Origin of the sequence: Kineococcus siccus (genome assembly GCF_009906795.1) — a bacterium.
Classification (GTDB): Bacteria; Actinomycetota; Actinomycetes; order Actinomycetales; family Kineococcaceae; genus Kineococcus; species Kineococcus siccus.
In genome coordinates this window covers 1-14,268 of record NZ_JAAALN010000110.1, presented here as the reverse complement: position 1 = coordinate 14,268, position 14,268 = coordinate 1, and the positions used below count along the sequence as shown (strand labels likewise).

Below are 14,268 nucleotides of genomic sequence, written 5' to 3'. Positions count from 1 at the left end.
TCGCCGCGGCGCGGGTGCTCTGCGAGGCCACGAGCCCCGCGGCGACGGTCTTCGACGGGACCCGGCCGGACGCGACCCGCACCTGGAACCCGGCGGCCTCCAGCGCCGCCCGGGCCGAGCCGACGCTGCGGCCCACGACGCTGGGCACGCGGACCCGGCCGTCGACGGTGGTCGTGGTCAGCCCGGCCTGGCTGCCCGGCGTGAAGTTCGCCCGCGGCAGGTTCATCGCCGCCGACGCCGGCCCGATGGTGTTCGCCCAGATCGGGCCGGCGATGGTCGCGCCGAAGACGCGGGAGTAGCGGCGGCCGTTGATCCGCTCGCGGTTCAGGGACTTCACGTTCGCGGCGTGCCCGACCCAGACCGCCGAGGCGAGCTGCGGCGTGTAGGCCGCGAACCACGTGTCCTTGCTCTGGTTCGTGGTGCCGGTCTTGCTCGCGACCGGCCGGTTGCCCAGCTTGCCGAGGCGCTTGACGCTCGCGGCCGTCCCGCTGTTCCAGCCGCCCTGCAGGGCGGTCGTGACGTTGCGGGCCACGTTGACGTCCAGGGCCTGCTGGCAGTTCGCCGACGGGATCGGCAGCGGCTTGCCCGACGTGTCGAGCACCTCGAGGATCGCCGTGGGCGTGCAGTACTTGCCGTCGGCCGCGAAGGCCGCGTACGCCCCGGCGACCGACAGCGGGGTCACGAGGTTGGTGCCCAGCGTCATCGAGGGCAGCCGGTCCAGGTTGCGCGTGGGCGGCCCGGTGGTGTCCTCCGGCGTCGCGGAACCCTTGTAGACGCCGAGCGACTGCGCGGTGTTCGCGATGTCGCAGAGGTCGAGCTGCTTCTCCATCGACATGTAGGCCGTGTTGACCGAGTTCGCCGTCGCGGAGCGCACGGACATCGCCCCGCCGCCGCCGCCCTCGGAGTTGCTGTACTGGTAGCGCCCGCCGCGCAGCTTCTCGCCGCACTTCGTGAACGCGCTGAACGGGTCGTTGCCCTGGTCGGGGGCGAGCACCGTGGAGTCCAGCGACTTGCCGGCCTTGAGCCACGTCGCGAGCGTGAACGCCTTGAACGTCGACCCCTGCTGGAACCCGTCGGTGCCGTTCATGTCGCGGCTGACGTTGTAGTTCTGCGTCGTGACGCCGGGCTGGTCGTCGTCGGGCGAGAACGTCGTGTCCTGCGCCATCGCGAGGATGCTGCCCGTACCGGGCTGGACGACGGACTGCGCGGACCGGGCGTCCTGCCCGGGGTTCACGCCCGCGTTGACGGCGTCCTGCGCGATCTGCTGGACGTTGCGGTCCAGGGTGGTCCGGATGACCAGCCCGCCACGCTTGAGCAGCTTCTGCCGGTCCTCGACCGTCTTGCCGAACGTCTGGTCGGTCTCCACCACGCGCGTGACGTAGTCGCAGAAGTAGGCGGCCGACCCGGCGGAGAGACAGCCCTGCCGGCTCAGCTGCGGCGCCAGGCCGATGGGCGCGGCGAGCGCGGCCTGCAGCGTCGGCTGGTCGATGACGCCCAGCTCGCCCATCCGGTTCAGCACGACGTTGCGGCGCGCCACGGCGGCGTCCGGCTTGCGCAGCGGGTTGTACGCCGCGGGGTTCTGCACCAGGCCGGCGAGCATCGCGGCCTCGGGCAGCGTGAGGTCCCTCGCGCTCTTGGAGAAGTACAGCTGCGAGGCGGCCTCGATGCCGTAGACGTTGTTGTAGAAGTAGGCGATGTTGAGGTAGCCGGCGAGGATCTCGTCCTTCGACATCGTCTTCTCGACGCCGACCGCCAGCTTCATCTCGCGCAGCTTGCGGGCGTAGCCGTCGATGCCCTCCGCCGTCACGGCCTGCTTGGCGGCCTCGGCGTCGCCCGCCGCGACGGCCTGCTCGACGAGGACGTTCTTGACGTACTGCTGGGTCAGCGTCGAGGCGCCCTGGGTCCCGTCGCCGCCGCTGGCGTTGTTGACCAGGGCACGCCCGATGCCCCGCACGTCGACCGGGCCGTGCTCGTAGAAGCGCGAGTCCTCGATGGCCACGATGGCCTGCTTCATGACCGGCGCGATGTCGTCGAAGCCGACGACCGAGCGGTTCTGGTCGTACACGCGGGCCATGACGCTGCCGTCGGCGTACTGGATCGTCGTGGCCTCGGACAGCGAGTCGTCGCCCAGGTCGGAGGGGAGCTCGTTGAAGACCTCGACCCCGCCGCGCGTCGCGGCCCCGGAGGCGGCGACACCCGGCATGGCCAGCCCCGCGGCGAGGACGCCTCCCGCGGCGCTGACGGCGACGAAGGCGCCGAGCAGCCGGACGACAGGGCGGTGCACCGCGCGTTGGGCCATGGGGAGAGGGTAGTCAACGCCCGGGCGGGCTCGCCCCCGCGAGCGGGCCTCCCCCGACCCTCCGCACGATCGTGACCGGATCGCGACACCCGAGCACGGGCGGTGAGGGGAGGTTCGGCCGACCGGGTGAGGGACTAGTCACTGATGACTATCCAGAGTCCTCACATCAGGCTCTAGGGGTTCTCCAGAACCGACCCTACGCTGCAAGAGGCACCCGTTGCGGGTGATCGAGGAAGTTCACAGGGAACGCCTGAACCTGGGGGGAACCGGCTGCGGAAGACCGCGGCGGTCCAGGACGGCGTTGACGGGAGGGGCCGTCGATGGTCTGGACACTGGAGTGGGCGAGTCGGGGCGCGTGCAAGTCGGCCTCGGCCGACGAGCTGTTCGTGCAGGGGTCCGCGCAGAACCGCGCGAAGGCGATCTGCGGAGGCTGCACCGTGCGGACCGAGTGCCTCGCGGACGCGCTCGACAGCCGCATCGAGTTCGGCGTCTGGGGCGGGATGACCGAGCGTGAGCGCCGGGCCCTGCTGAAGCGGCGCCCCAACGTGCAGTCCTGGCGCCGCCTGCTGGAGACCGCGCGCGACAACCACCTGGCGACGCTGCCGGGCAGCGTCACCGCGGAGCAGCCGGCCGTGGCCGTCGAGCTGCCGGCGCAGGGCGCTCCGGTCGCGGAGCTCACGCGCGCCGTCTGATCCGCCCCCACCGCCCGCGTCGGAGGCGGCCACTACGGTGGCCGCCATGACGACGTGGGAGTACGCGACGGTTCCGCTCATCGTGCACGCGACCAAGCAGATCCTGGACCAGTGGGGCTCCGACGGGTGGGAGCTCGTCCAGGTCGTGCCGGGGCCCGAGGGCAACGGCATCGTGGCCTACCTCAAGCGCCCGAAGCCGTGAGCCTGAGCGCCCGGCTCGCCGAGCTCGGGCTGGAGCTGCCCGCCGTGCCCGCCCCGCTGGCCTCCTACGTGCCCGCGCTGCGCCACGGCGACCTCGTCCACACCTCGGGCCAGCTGCCCTTCGTGGACGGCGTGCTGCCGGCGACCGGCAAGGTGGGCACCGGGCCGGGTCTCGTGGACCCGGCCGAGGCCGCCGCCCTGGCGCGCCGGTGCGCGATGAACGCCGTGGCCGCCGCGGCCGCCGCGGTGGGCGGACCCGACGAGCTCCTCGGGGTGCTGAAGGTGACGGGGTTCGTGGCCAGCGACCCGGCGTTCACGGGTCAGCCCGCGGTCGTCAACGGCGCGAGCGAGCTGCTCGGCGAGCTCTTCGGCGACGCGGGCCGGCACGCCCGCAGCGCCGTCGGGGTGGCCGTGCTGCCGATGGACTCCCCCGTCGAGGTCGAGGTCGTCCTCCGGGTGCGCTGACGCCGTGGCCGGGTGGGCCGGGGGTCCGGTCACCGCGCGGGCCGCGTGCGTGCTCGCGCCCAACGCGGGCCCGATGACCCTGGAGGGCACCAACACCTGGCTGCTCGCGGAGCCGGGGGCCCGCACGGCGGTCGTCGTCGACCCCGGGGAGGACGACCCGGGTCACCGCGCCGCCGTGCTGACCGAGCTCGCCCGGCGGGGCCTCGCGTGCGCGCTCGTCGTCGTCACCCACCACCACCCCGACCACGCGGCCGGCCTGGCGGCGTTCGCGGCCGCCGCCGGCTCCCCCGCGGTGCTCCGGGCCGATCCAGCCGACCCGGCCCGGGCCCTGGACGGGCGCGGCCTCGACGGGCGGGACCTCGACGTGGACGGCCTGCGGCTGCGCGTCCTGCACACGCCCGGCCACACCGCCGACTCGCTGTGTCTCCAGCTGCCCGCCGACGAGGCCCTGCTCACGGGGGACACCCTGCTGGGCCGCGGCAGCACGGTCGTCGGTCACGCCGACGGGGACGTGGGCGCCTACCTCGCCTCGCTGCGGCGGCTCCTGGCGCTGCCCGCGCCGGCCGTGCTGCTGCCGGGCCACGGGCCTGCGCGCACCGACGCCCAGGCGGCGCTGCGGACGCAGCTCGACCACCGGCTCGCGCGGCTCGAGCAGGTGCGGGCGGCCCTCGCCGCAGGCGCCGGGACGGTCGAGGAGGTCGTGCGCGCGGTCCACGGCGACCTCGACGAACGGCTGGTCGGCGCCGCGACGAGCTCGGTGCGGGCCCAGCTCGACCACCTGGGCGCGGACCCGCCCGGCTGAGGCGGGTCCGCAGGTGGCTCAGCGGGCCCGGCGCGTCAGCCGGTCGATGTCGTGCAGGACGACGGCCCGGGCCTCCAGGCGCAGCCAGCCGCGCGAGGCGAAGTCCGCGAGCGCCTTGTTGACGGTCTCGCGCGACGCCCCGACGAGTTGGGCGAGCTCCTCCTGCGTGAGGTCGTGCGCGACCAGCAGCCCGTCCGCGATCGGCCGCCCGAAGCGCCGCGACAGGTCGAGCAGCGCCTTCGCCACCCGCCCCGGGACGTCGGTGAAGACGAGGTCCGCGAGCGCGACGTTGGTGCGGCGCAACCGCTGCGCCAGCGCCTGCAGCAGGTGCTTGGCGACCTCGGGCCGCCGCGTCAGCCAGCGCATCATGTCGTCGTGGTTCAGCGCGATCAGCGTCGCCTCGGACACGGCCCGGGCCGAGCTGGTGCGCGGTCCCGGGTCGAAGAGGGACAGCTCGCCGAACATCTCGCCCGGGCCGAGGACGGCGAGGAGGTTCTCCCGGCCGTCGGGCCAGCTGCGGACGAGCTTGATCTTGCCGGTGCGGATGACGTAGACGCGGTCGCCCGCCTCCCCCTCGCCGAACAGCTGCTCGCTGCGCTCGAGGTGGACGGCCTCCATCGACTCCAGCAGCTCCGCGGACGCCTCGTCGTCGAGGGCTGCGAAGAGGGGTGCGCGACGCACCACGTCGTGCAGCCGATCAGGGTCGAACCCCGCTGGCACCGCCGTGTTCTCGACCTGCCCGTGCTCCACCCGCCGAACCTCCTCGTGCCCACGCGACGCTGCTTGGACGGCCCGGTTCCCGGACGTCCCGCCTCAGTCTGCCGCACGGGCGATCTCCTGGCTCGGTGGTCGGGCCAGCTGGTCCCCGCGCCGCCGGTGGACCGTCAGGACGTCGGCGCGGCCGGCCCGGCGCCGAAGAGCAGGCCGCACCGCTCGGCGAGGACCTGGGCGGTGAGAGCGCGCTCGGCCGCGAGGGCGGTCGCGTAGACGCTCAGGCGGTGCTCGGCGCCCTGCAGGTCGGCGAGCTGCGACGGCGCCTCGGCGCGGGGCACGACCGGGAGCACGAGCGTGCGCAGCCCGCCCCCGGGTGCGGTCACGGCGAACGCGTCACCGACGACGGCGCCGAGGTGCTGCTCGAGGGGGCCGTCGTGCGCGGCGGCCTCCAGCGGCACCGCCAGCTCGTCCGGGGCGACGGTCCCGGCCACCAGCAGGTCGCGGCGCGCCCGCAGCAGCCGCTGCCAGTACCGCACGCGGCGCAGCTCCGCCTCGAGCAGGTCGTGACGCCGGCGCAGCGCGGGCAGCGGCAGCTCGTGCAGCTCGACGAGGACGTCGCCGGTCACCACGTCGTCCACGACACCCGCGCCACCGGCCCGGCCCACCGGTCCCTCGATCGCCTCCATGCCCAGCGTGTCGTCGCGCCCCGGGGAGGGCTTGACGGGCGGGCGTCCGACGTCACCCTCCCGGCGGTGGTGCGTCACCCCTTCGCCTGCCGCCGACGTCGGGACGTCCCCGTACGCTCGCCACCGTGAGGAGCAGACCGCCCGTCGACGCCACCGCGGAGACCCCCCTCGCGCGGACCCGCCGGGCCCGGCGCGTGCACCGGCTGCTCGCCGAGCGCTACCCCGACGCCCGCTGCGAGCTGGACTTCACGACCCCGCTGCAGCTCCTCGTCGCCACCGTGCTGTCCGCCCAGTGCACCGACCGCCGCGTCAACCAGGTCACGCCCGCGCTGTTCGCCCGCTACCCGACGGCGGCCGACCTCGCGGCCGCCGACCGCGCGGAGCTGGAGGCGCTCGTCCTGCCGACGGGGTTCTTCCGGGCGAAGGCCGACGCGCTGCTGCGCCTGTCCGCCCGGCTGGTCGAGGAGCACGACGGCCAGGTGCCGCCGCGGCTGACGGACCTCGTCGCGCTGCCCGGCGTCGGGCGCAAGACGGCCAACGTCGTGCTCACCGACGCCTTCGGGGTCCCCGGCCTGACCGTCGACACCCACGTGGGCCGGCTCTCCCGCCGCCTGGGCTTCACGACCCACGACGACCCCGTGAAGGTGGAGCAGGACCTCGCGGACCTGTTCCCCCGCAACGACTGGCGGCTGCTCAACCACCGGCTGATCTTCCACGGCCGGCGCACCTGCCACAGCCGCCGCCCGGCCTGCGGGGCGTGTCCCGTGAGCCGGCTCTGCCCGTCCTACGGGGCCGGCGAGACCGACCCCGCGAAGGCGGCGGCGCTCGTGCGGGAACCCGTCGCGGTGGTGGCGTGAGCGCTGGGAGCGCGGCGGTGCCGGCCTGGTTGCAGCCCCTCGCGGACGCCCTGCCGGGCGTCATGGCCGCGGACCTGGACTGGCGCGAGGACCGGCTGGCGGCGGTGGACGGGGCCCGGCCGGCGGCCGTCCTGGTCCTGTTCGCCGACGGACCCGCCGGGCCGGAGGTGCTGCTCACCGAGCGCGCGGGCACGCTGCGCCAGCACTCGGGGCAGGTCGCGTTCCCCGGCGGGCGCGGTGACGCGGGGGACGCGTCCCCGGCCGCGACGGCGCTGCGGGAGGCGGCCGAGGAGACGGGGCTCGACCCGGCCGGCGTCCTGGTGCTCGGGAGCCTGCCGCAGCTCCTGCTCGCCCACTCCCGGCACGCGGTGACGCCCGTCGTGGCGTACTGGTGGCGCCCCTCGGCGGTCGGCGTCGTCGACGCCGCGGAGGTCGCGCGCGTGGAGCGGGTGCCGCTCGCCGAGCTGCTGGCGGAGGGCAACCGCCGCCGGGTGCGCGCACCGGGCGGGTACAGCGGGCCGGCCTTCGCCGTCCGCGGCCTGCTGGTGTGGGGCTTCACGGCCGAGGTGCTGGTCCGGGTCCTCGCGCTGGGTGGGCTCGACGGTCGCGCGGGCGCCGGGGCAGGCACGGCGCTCAGCCTCGACGAGGCCCTCGCGTGGGCGGCGCGGCCGTGACCACCTCGCTCGTCCTCGACGTCCTCCTCGTCCTGCTGCTGCTCGCCCAGCTGGTCGCGGGCTACCGGGAAGGCCTGCTCGTGGGTCTGCTGAGCCTGGTCGGGCTCGTGGGCGGGGCCGTCCTCGGCATCACCGTGCTGCCCGGGGTCGTCGCGGACTGGTCCCCGGGTGTGCAGCGGACCCTCGTCGTGGTCGTCGGGACCATCGCGCTGGCGCTCGTCGGGCGGCTGCTGCTCGGGCTCGTCGGCCTTCGGGTCCGCCGGCGCGTGGCGTGGCGCCCGGCGCGCGCCGCCGACGCGCTCCTCGGGGCCGTCGCCGGCCTGGTCTCGACGCTGCTCGTGGTCTGGGTCGTGGCCGGCGCCGCCCGCGCCGCACCCGTCGCGAGCATCTCGACGGCGGTCACGGGCTCGACCGTCGTGCGCACCCTCGACCAGGTCGTCCCGCCCCAGACCAGCGGGGTGCTGCGCCGGTTCTGGGCGGCCGCGGAGGCCAGCGGGTTCCCGCGCGTGTTCGACGGCGTCGACCCCGAGCCCATCCGCGTCGTGCAGGCGCCGGCGTCGACGCTCCCCGACACGGCGGGGCTGCGGGCCGCTCAGCCCAGCATCGTCAAGGTCACGGGCGTCGCGACGAGCTGCGACCGGGGCCTGGAGGGCAGCGGCTTCGTCGTGCAGCGGCAGGGCGGCTCCGCGCGGGTCGTCACCAACGCGCACGTCGTCGCGGGCGTGGACGACCCGCTCGTGCAGCCGCAGGGCACGGGCCGGCGCTACCCCGCGACCGTCGTGGCGTACGACCCGGCGCTCGACCTCGCCGTGCTCGACGTCCCCGGCCTGGCCGCTCCCGCCCTGCCCCGGTCCTCCCTGCTCGAGGGCGGCGACCCGGCCGTCGTCGCGGGGTTCCCGCTGGACGGCCCGTACACGCTCGCCACGGCCCGGGTGCGCGCGGTGCTGAAGGCGCAGGGCCGCGACATCTACGACCGGGCCGTCGTGGTGCGCGACGTCTACTCCGTCTACACGACCGTCGAGCCCGGCAACTCCGGCGGCCCGCTGCTGACGGAGGACGGCGAGGTCGCGGGCGTCGTGTTCGCCCGCTCGCTCGACGACGTCTCCACCGGGTACGCGCTCACGCCCGACGAGCTGGACGACGTGCTCGCCACCGCGGGGACGAGCACCACCGCCGTGGACACCGGGGCCTGTGCAGCCGAGTGAGCCGGCGGGTCCGCCCCGAGGGACGGCTTCCGCGGGTCCGCGGAGGACAGCGCCGGCGCCGCAACCGATCGCCGCGGTCGTCCGGACCTTCCGGTGGTCCGACCACCCCGCGACCGTCGGGCTGTGGGAGCGCACCGGTCGCGACGCGGTCCCGGAGCGTGAGCTGCGGGCCGCCCTCGAGCACGGTCCCGAGCTGATGGTCGTCGCCGACCGGGCGGACACCGGGCTCGTCGGTGCCGTGCTCGGCACCTTCGACGGGCGCCGCGGCTGGATCCAGCGCCTGGCCGTCCTCCCGGAGCACCGCCGAGGCGGCGTGGCGAGCGCCCTGGTCGGCGAACTGGAGCAGCGCCTGGCCGCCCGCGGCGCACCTCGCGTCAACCTGCTCGTCCTCCCCGACAACCCTGAGGGGCTGCGGTTCTGGCAGCGCCGGGGCTACCTGCCCTGCCCCGACGTCCTGTGCACCAAGCCCCTGACCTGAGCCGCGAGGAGCGCCGTCAACCGCCGAGGCCCATCGCCTCCTGCACGGTGGCGAGCGTGCGGTCGGCCACCGCGTTGGCGTGCTCGTTGCCGGCCGCGAGGACCGCCCGCAGGTGCGCGTCGTCGCGGGCGAGCTCGCGGCGGCGACGGCGCAGCGGTCGCAGGTGCTCGTTGACCGCCTCGACGACCGTCGCCTTCAGCACCGCGGCTCCGCCGTCGCCGATCCGCTCCGCCACCGCCTCCGGTGAGGTGCCCGTGCAGAGGGCGGCGGTGAGCAGCAGGCTCGCGACCTCCGGCCGGTGGACCGGGTCGTAGGTGATGCGCCGGTCCGCGTCGGTCTTCGCCGACCGGTACAGCCGGGCCGTCTCGTCCTCGTCGGCGCGCAGCGCGACCGCGTTGCCCCGGCTCTTGCTCATCTTCTCGCCGTCGGTGCCCAGCAGCAGCGGCGCCGCGGACAGCAGCGCCTCGGGTTCCGCGAACACCTCGCGCCCCGCGCCGTAGCGCTCGTTGAACCGCCGGGCGATCGACCGGGTCAGCTCCAGGTGCGGCAGCTGGTCCTGCCCGACCGGCACGAGGTTCGCCCCGCAGAACAGGACGTCGGCGGCCTGGTGGACGGGGTAGGTCAGCAGCAGCCCGCTCGTCCCCCGCCTCGACGACGCCGCGGCCTCCGCCTTCACGGTCGGGTTGCGCTGCAGCTCCGCCACGGTGACCAGGCTGAGGAACGGCAGCATCAGCTGGTTCAGCGCGGGCACGGCGCTGTGCGTGAAGACGGTCGCGCCGGTGTCGTGCGCGCCGGGGCTCGTGCGGGGGACGAGGCCGGCCGCGAGGTGGTCGAGCAGGAGTTCCCGGACGTGGCCGCGGACGTCGCCCGCGACGTCCCGGTCGGTGATGACCTGGTAGTCGGCGATGACGACGAAGACCTCGACACCGGCTCGCTGCAGGCGCACGCGGTTGGCCAGGGTGCCGACGTAGTGCCCGAGGTGCAGGGGCCCGGTGGGCCGGTCCCCGGTCAGGACGCGGAAGGCGTGCGGGTCGGCGCCGATGCGCTGTTCCAGCGCGGCGCTGCGGCGCTGGGCGTCGACGACGGACGGGGTGGGGGTGGTGCGGGACACGGGAGCTCCTCGGTCGAGGGAGCCGCCCCCCGGGGGCCACCGGGCACCGCCGCCGTGCGCAGGGTCCGAGCCGCCGTGGGGCAGCTCGGACAGGATCCGGTCGCAGCCGCTACAGCGACTGCCACCGGGTGCACGGGATCGTCAGCACCCCGCCACCGTAGCCAGCGCAGCGGCGCAGGACCAGGGTTCCCCTCGCCCGGGGTTCCCGTCGGGACTCGTCCGGGTGGCCGGCGGAGGTTCCCCCGCTCAGGTCGCGGGCGATCACCCCGGAGGGGACAGTCGGTGCATCGCCCGGCACCCCGAGCTGCGGCGATCGACGTCAGAGGAGACTCCGTGTACCTGCACGTGCAGAAGCTCATCCACGAGATCGCCGCCGACGAGCCGGACCCCGCGGCCGCGAACGCCCTGCAGGAGGGCCTCGGCGGCCAGTTCGGCGAGATGCGCACGATGATGCAGTACCTGTTCCAGGCCATGAACTTCCGCGGGCCGGCCGCGAAGCCGTACAAGGACCTGCTGCAGGGCATCGGGACGGAGGAGATCAGCCACGTCGAGCTGATCGGCACCACCATCGCCCGCCTGCTCGACGGTTCGCCGCGCTACCAGGGCAAGGACTCCGACCCCCTGGACACGCCGGGGGCGGGCGGGGCGACCCCGCTGCAGTCCGCGCTCACCGAGGGGAACATCCACCACTACCTCGTCGGGGCGCAGGGCGCGCTGCCGGTGGACTCCGCCGGCAACCCGTGGAGCGGCAGCTACGTCTACAACTCCGGCAACCTCGTGCTGGACCTGCTCTACAACCTCATGCTGGAGTCCACCGGCCGGCTGCAGAAGTGCCGGATCTACGAGATGTCGTCGAACAAGACGCTGCGCTCGACCGTCAGCTACCTCATCGTGCGCGACCAGGCGCACGAGAACGGGTACGCCAAGGCGCTGGAGACCCTCGGGGTGGACTGGAAGAAGCTGCTGCCCATCCCCAGGACGAACGCGGAGAAGTTCCCCGAGGTCAAGGCCATGGTCGACCTGGGGTGGCAGTCGAAGCAGTACAGCTTCGACCTGACCGGGCTGAGCGAGGCGGCGAAGATCTACCGCGGCGCCTCGCCGTCGAAGGACGGCACCGACCTCGACGGGACCGAGCAGGCCCCCGAGGGTGCGCCCATGACGATCGCGGAGGAGCGCTACGAGGAGTTCGCCCCGGGCCTCGACCCCGAACTGATCGAGCTCATCCAGGCGACCGCGGACCTCGAGATGGCCGAGCCCGTCCTGACGTACGGACCGCTCGCGGCCGGGTGAGCGGGGGGCGGGTCAGAACCGGGCGAGCCAGGACAGCAGCAGGGCCGTGAACCGCTCGGGCGACTCCTCCGGCGCGTAGTGGCCCGCACCCGCGACCTCGAGCGCGCGGTGCGGGCCCGCGGCGAACACCTCGGCGGCCGCGAGCGCCCGCGCGCCCACCGTGGGGTCGAGCTCGCCGCGGACCTGCAGGACGGGGACGTCGACGGGCCGGCGCACGCTCGCCGCGAAGCGCCGGCCGTCGGGGCGGACCTGGGAGCGCGCGATCCAGCGGTGGTACTCCAGCGCGGAGTGCGCCACGAAGGGCACGCGGACCGCGTCGCGGTAGCGGGTCAGCTCCTCCTCGCCCGGCCACCCGGGACCGGCCGCGGCGCGCAGCACGCGCTCGACGCCGTCGCCGTGCACGAGCCGGCGCTCGGGCAGCACGGGGACCTGGCGGACGAGGGCGGCGGCGCTGGCGCGCAGCGGCCCGGTGCCGGTGCCGCGCCGGGCGCGGTCCGCGAGGACCTGGACGCTCAGGAGAGGGTGGGCGGCGCCCACGACGACGATGCCGCGGGTCTGCTCGGGGTGCAGCGACGGCAGCGCCCACGCCGTGCGCCCGGAGACGCCGTGCCCGACGACGACGGCGTCGCGCTCGCCCAGGGCCCGCACGAGGGCCGCGACGTCGGCCGCCGAGGTGGGGGTGTCGTAGCCGCGGGGCGGCTTGTCGCTCGCGCCGTAGCCGCGCAGGTCCATGGCGACGGCGCGGTAGCCCGCGCCGGCCAGGGCCACCAGCTGGTGCCGCCAGGCCCACCAGAACTGCGGGAAGGCGTGCAGCAGCAGGACCAGCGGCCCCTCACCCAGCTCGGCGACGTGGAACCGGGCGCCGTGCGCGGCGACGAGGCGGTGCCGCCAGGGGCCCTCGACGAGGACGGCGGAGACGTCGGTGGGACCGCTGGCCACGCCCCGCGTCCTCGCCGGCTGCCTGTCGGACCCGGTCCTCGCCGGGGTCAGCGCTTGGCGAGCGCGGCGGGGACCGTGCTCGGCTTGCCCGTCGCGCTGGCCTTGAGCACGGCGACGGTCTCCTTGGTGGTGCGGATGGTGCGCTCCGGCGGGCGGACCTTCTTCAGCGCCCCGAGGCCGACGACGGCCAGGGCACCGGCGACGGCGAGCATCGCGACGGCCACCACCAGGAAGGACAGCCAGACGGGCCAGCCGGCGCCCTCGTGCAGCGCGTAGGCGACGGTGACGCCCAGGAAGATGAAGGCGACGAAGCCGAAGACGCCGGCGACGGCGAACAGGCCGCCCCCGAGGGCCCCGCTCTTCACGTCGGCCGTGATCTCGGCCTTGGCCAGGGCGACCTCGTAGCGGACGAGCTCGGAGACGTCCTTGGTCGCGTCGGAGACGAGCTGGCCGATGCTGCGCTCCGGGGGGGTCACCGGGCGCTGGTACGTGGTCGACATCGCTACCTCCTCGTGCCGCCGCGGGCGGCGGTCGCCAGGCCGTCGGCGGTCTCGCACGCGGCAGGAGGAACCCTAGGGCCTCGCCGGGGGATCTCCAGTCGTGGACCGGACGGCGGCGGGCGGGCGGCGCGGGCCGGGTGCGTCGCCGCCGGCGGGGGGACCGACGGCGACGCGGTTGATCGCTCTCTCGCACAGGGGAACGAGCGCTGACCGTGATCGACCTTAGGGCTGCGGAGGCCGTCTGCGTGAGCGTTCCACCGAGGTTGATCGCGGAGGCGCCGGATCCTCCACCGAACGGGTCAACGCACTGTCGACCAGTCGTCGACACACCGTCGAGATCGGGCCCGCAGACGCCGCCGCCGGCGTCAGCGCACGGGCCGCCAGCGGGTCACCAGCGCGCGGTGGTCGCTGCCGCGGAGGTCCTCGACGCGCGAGCCGACGGCCCGCCACGCGTCCCCGTCGGCGAGCGCGTGGTCGATGGTCGTGCCGAGGAGCGCGGGCACCCGGGCCGGCCAGGTCCCGCGCGCGCCCGTGCCCGTCTGCTGCCCGGCGTCGACGCACGAGCCCGGCAGGTGCAGCCCCGGGTGGTCGAGCGTCGCGTTCAGGTCGCCCGCGAGCAACGCGCCCGGCGTCGCGGCGCACCAGGCGGCCACGGCCGCGGTCTCGCGCCGCCAGTCCGCCAGCCGGGCGGTCACGGGGGCCGCGGTGTGCGCCGCGGCCAGGACCGGGCCGCGACCGGAGACGGGGGCGGCGGTCACGACCGCCTTGTAGCCGTCGGCGAGCTCGCCCGTCGTCCGGTACTCGCCGAGCGCCTCGCTGACGAGCAGCGCCGTGCCGTAGCGGCCCTGGCCGTCGCCCCCGTCGACGGCGAAGAAGACCTGCATGCGCGGGCCGCCGGTGGCGAGGATGCGCGCGGCGACGTCGTCGGCGAAGGGCTGCGTGGCCTCGGGCAGGGAGACGGCGTCGGCGCCGTCGCGCACGGCGATCTCCGCGACGGCCGCGGGGTCGGCCGCGGCGACGAAGACGTTGGCGGCCACGACGGTCACGTCGCCCGGGGCGGGCGGCGGCAGCGCACCGGGCCCGACGCCGCGGGCGAGGGTGAGCACCAGGGACGCGCCGGCCGCGACCGCGAGCACGACGGCCGCGGGCCGCACCGCGCGCCGGCGGCGCCCCACGAGCCCGGCGACGCCCGCGAGCGCGGCGGTCCCGAGCGCCGCGGGCACCCGGAACGAGACCGACCAGACGAACGGCCGCTGCCCCGCGAGGTCCACCCACTGCGGCGCCGTCAGCAGCACGGCGCCGCACGCCACGACCCCGCCCACCACGAGGCGGGTCGCCAGCGCCGCGGTCAGGGG

The 14,268-nt window shown here is 75.5% G+C and carries 16 protein-coding genes; 9 read left to right on the top strand and 7 right to left on the bottom strand.

Features of this window, described 5'->3' with window-relative positions:
- Positions 1 to 2,299 (bottom strand): penicillin-binding protein (locus GTR02_RS13075; RefSeq protein ID WP_166607934.1); only part of this gene is annotated, 2,299 nt, incomplete at its 3' end.
- 320 nt (positions 2,300 to 2,619) lie between these two features.
- Here GTR02_RS13075 and GTR02_RS13070 point away from each other — a divergent pair.
- The 4 genes from GTR02_RS13070 to GTR02_RS13055 are packed head-to-tail and all read left to right on the top strand — an operon-like array spanning position 2,620 to position 4,459.
- Positions 2,620 to 2,991 (top strand): WhiB family transcriptional regulator, encoded by a 372-nt coding sequence (locus tag GTR02_RS13070; protein ID WP_276610880.1) that lies wholly within the window; start codon positions 2,620 to 2,622, stop codon positions 2,989 to 2,991.
- Between the two features lie 46 nt (positions 2,992 to 3,037).
- Positions 3,038 to 3,193: a Sp36 family protein gene (locus tag GTR02_RS13065; protein WP_205709198.1), complete on the top strand. Its 156-nt coding sequence runs from the start codon at positions 3,038 to 3,040 to the stop codon at positions 3,191 to 3,193.
- On the top strand, positions 3,190 to 3,657 hold the full coding sequence (locus tag GTR02_RS13060) for an Atu1372/SO_1960 family protein (protein WP_166607932.1): 468 nt from the start codon (positions 3,190 to 3,192) through the stop codon (positions 3,655 to 3,657). The genes GTR02_RS13065 and GTR02_RS13060 overlap by 4 nt, the downstream gene beginning before the upstream one ends.
- A 4-nt stretch (positions 3,658 to 3,661) precedes the next feature.
- On the top strand, positions 3,662 to 4,459 hold the full coding sequence (locus tag GTR02_RS13055) for an MBL fold metallo-hydrolase (protein ID WP_338073791.1): 798 nt from the start codon (positions 3,662 to 3,664) through the stop codon (positions 4,457 to 4,459).
- A gap of 18 nt (positions 4,460 to 4,477) precedes the next feature.
- On the opposite strand, the gene GTR02_RS13050 is transcribed toward GTR02_RS13055, so the two are convergent.
- Together GTR02_RS13050 and GTR02_RS13045 are read right to left on the bottom strand one after the other, a co-directional pair.
- Positions 4,478 to 5,152, bottom strand: a complete 675-nt coding sequence (locus tag GTR02_RS13050) for a Crp/Fnr family transcriptional regulator (RefSeq protein WP_166607937.1) — start codon at positions 5,150 to 5,152, stop codon at positions 4,478 to 4,480.
- 191 nt (positions 5,153 to 5,343) lie between these two features.
- Positions 5,344 to 5,937 (bottom strand): hypothetical protein, encoded by a 594-nt coding sequence (locus GTR02_RS13045; RefSeq protein ID WP_166607931.1) that lies wholly within the window; start codon positions 5,935 to 5,937, stop codon positions 5,344 to 5,346.
- A gap of 47 nt (positions 5,938 to 5,984) precedes the next feature.
- On the opposite strand from GTR02_RS13045, the gene nth reads away from it, so the two are divergent.
- The 4 genes from nth to GTR02_RS13025 are packed head-to-tail and all read left to right on the top strand — an operon-like array spanning position 5,985 to position 9,073.
- The gene (gene nth / locus GTR02_RS13040; RefSeq protein ID WP_338073790.1) at positions 5,985 to 6,716 is read left to right on the top strand and encodes an endonuclease III; all 732 of its coding nucleotides are present in this window, start codon (positions 5,985 to 5,987) and stop codon (positions 6,714 to 6,716) included.
- Positions 6,713 to 7,390 (top strand): NUDIX domain-containing protein, encoded by a 678-nt coding sequence (locus tag GTR02_RS24485; protein WP_205709197.1) that lies wholly within the window; start codon positions 6,713 to 6,715, stop codon positions 7,388 to 7,390. The genes nth and GTR02_RS24485 overlap by 4 nt, the downstream gene beginning before the upstream one ends.
- Positions 7,372 to 8,595: a MarP family serine protease gene (locus GTR02_RS13030; protein WP_166607930.1), complete on the top strand. Its 1,224-nt coding sequence runs from the start codon at positions 7,372 to 7,374 to the stop codon at positions 8,593 to 8,595. The genes GTR02_RS24485 and GTR02_RS13030 overlap by 19 nt, the downstream gene beginning before the upstream one ends.
- Positions 8,582 to 9,073 carry a GNAT family N-acetyltransferase gene (locus GTR02_RS13025; protein ID WP_166607929.1) on the top strand — a complete coding sequence of 164 codons (492 nt, stop codon included), beginning with the start codon at positions 8,582 to 8,584 and terminating at the stop codon, positions 9,071 to 9,073. Before GTR02_RS13030 ends, GTR02_RS13025 begins: the two co-directional genes overlap by 14 nt.
- A gap of 16 nt (positions 9,074 to 9,089) precedes the next feature.
- Here GTR02_RS13025 and trpS read toward each other — a convergent pair whose 3' ends face one another.
- Positions 9,090 to 10,184 (bottom strand): tryptophan--tRNA ligase, encoded by a 1,095-nt coding sequence (trpS, locus tag GTR02_RS13020; RefSeq protein WP_166607928.1) that lies wholly within the window; start codon positions 10,182 to 10,184, stop codon positions 9,090 to 9,092.
- 333 nt (positions 10,185 to 10,517) lie between these two features.
- Between trpS and GTR02_RS13015 the strand changes: the two genes are divergently transcribed.
- The gene (locus GTR02_RS13015; RefSeq protein ID WP_166607927.1) at positions 10,518 to 11,474 is read left to right on the top strand and encodes a manganese catalase family protein; all 957 of its coding nucleotides are present in this window, start codon (positions 10,518 to 10,520) and stop codon (positions 11,472 to 11,474) included.
- A 12-nt stretch (positions 11,475 to 11,486) separates the two neighbouring features.
- Here the strand turns inward: GTR02_RS13015 and GTR02_RS13010 are convergent, their stop codons facing one another.
- From GTR02_RS13010 to GTR02_RS13000, 3 genes are all read right to left on the bottom strand, one after another.
- Positions 11,487 to 12,413, bottom strand: coding sequence for an alpha/beta fold hydrolase (locus GTR02_RS13010; RefSeq protein ID WP_166607926.1), 927 nt, complete (start codon positions 12,411 to 12,413; stop codon positions 11,487 to 11,489).
- 47 nt (positions 12,414 to 12,460) lie between these two features.
- The gene (locus GTR02_RS13005; protein ID WP_166607925.1) at positions 12,461 to 12,913 is read right to left on the bottom strand and encodes a phage holin family protein; all 453 of its coding nucleotides are present in this window, start codon (positions 12,911 to 12,913) and stop codon (positions 12,461 to 12,463) included.
- Positions 12,914 to 13,278: 365 nt separating this feature from the next.
- Positions 13,279 to 14,268: endonuclease/exonuclease/phosphatase family protein (locus GTR02_RS13000; RefSeq protein ID WP_166607924.1), on the bottom strand; the 990-nt coding region annotated here is incomplete at its 5' end.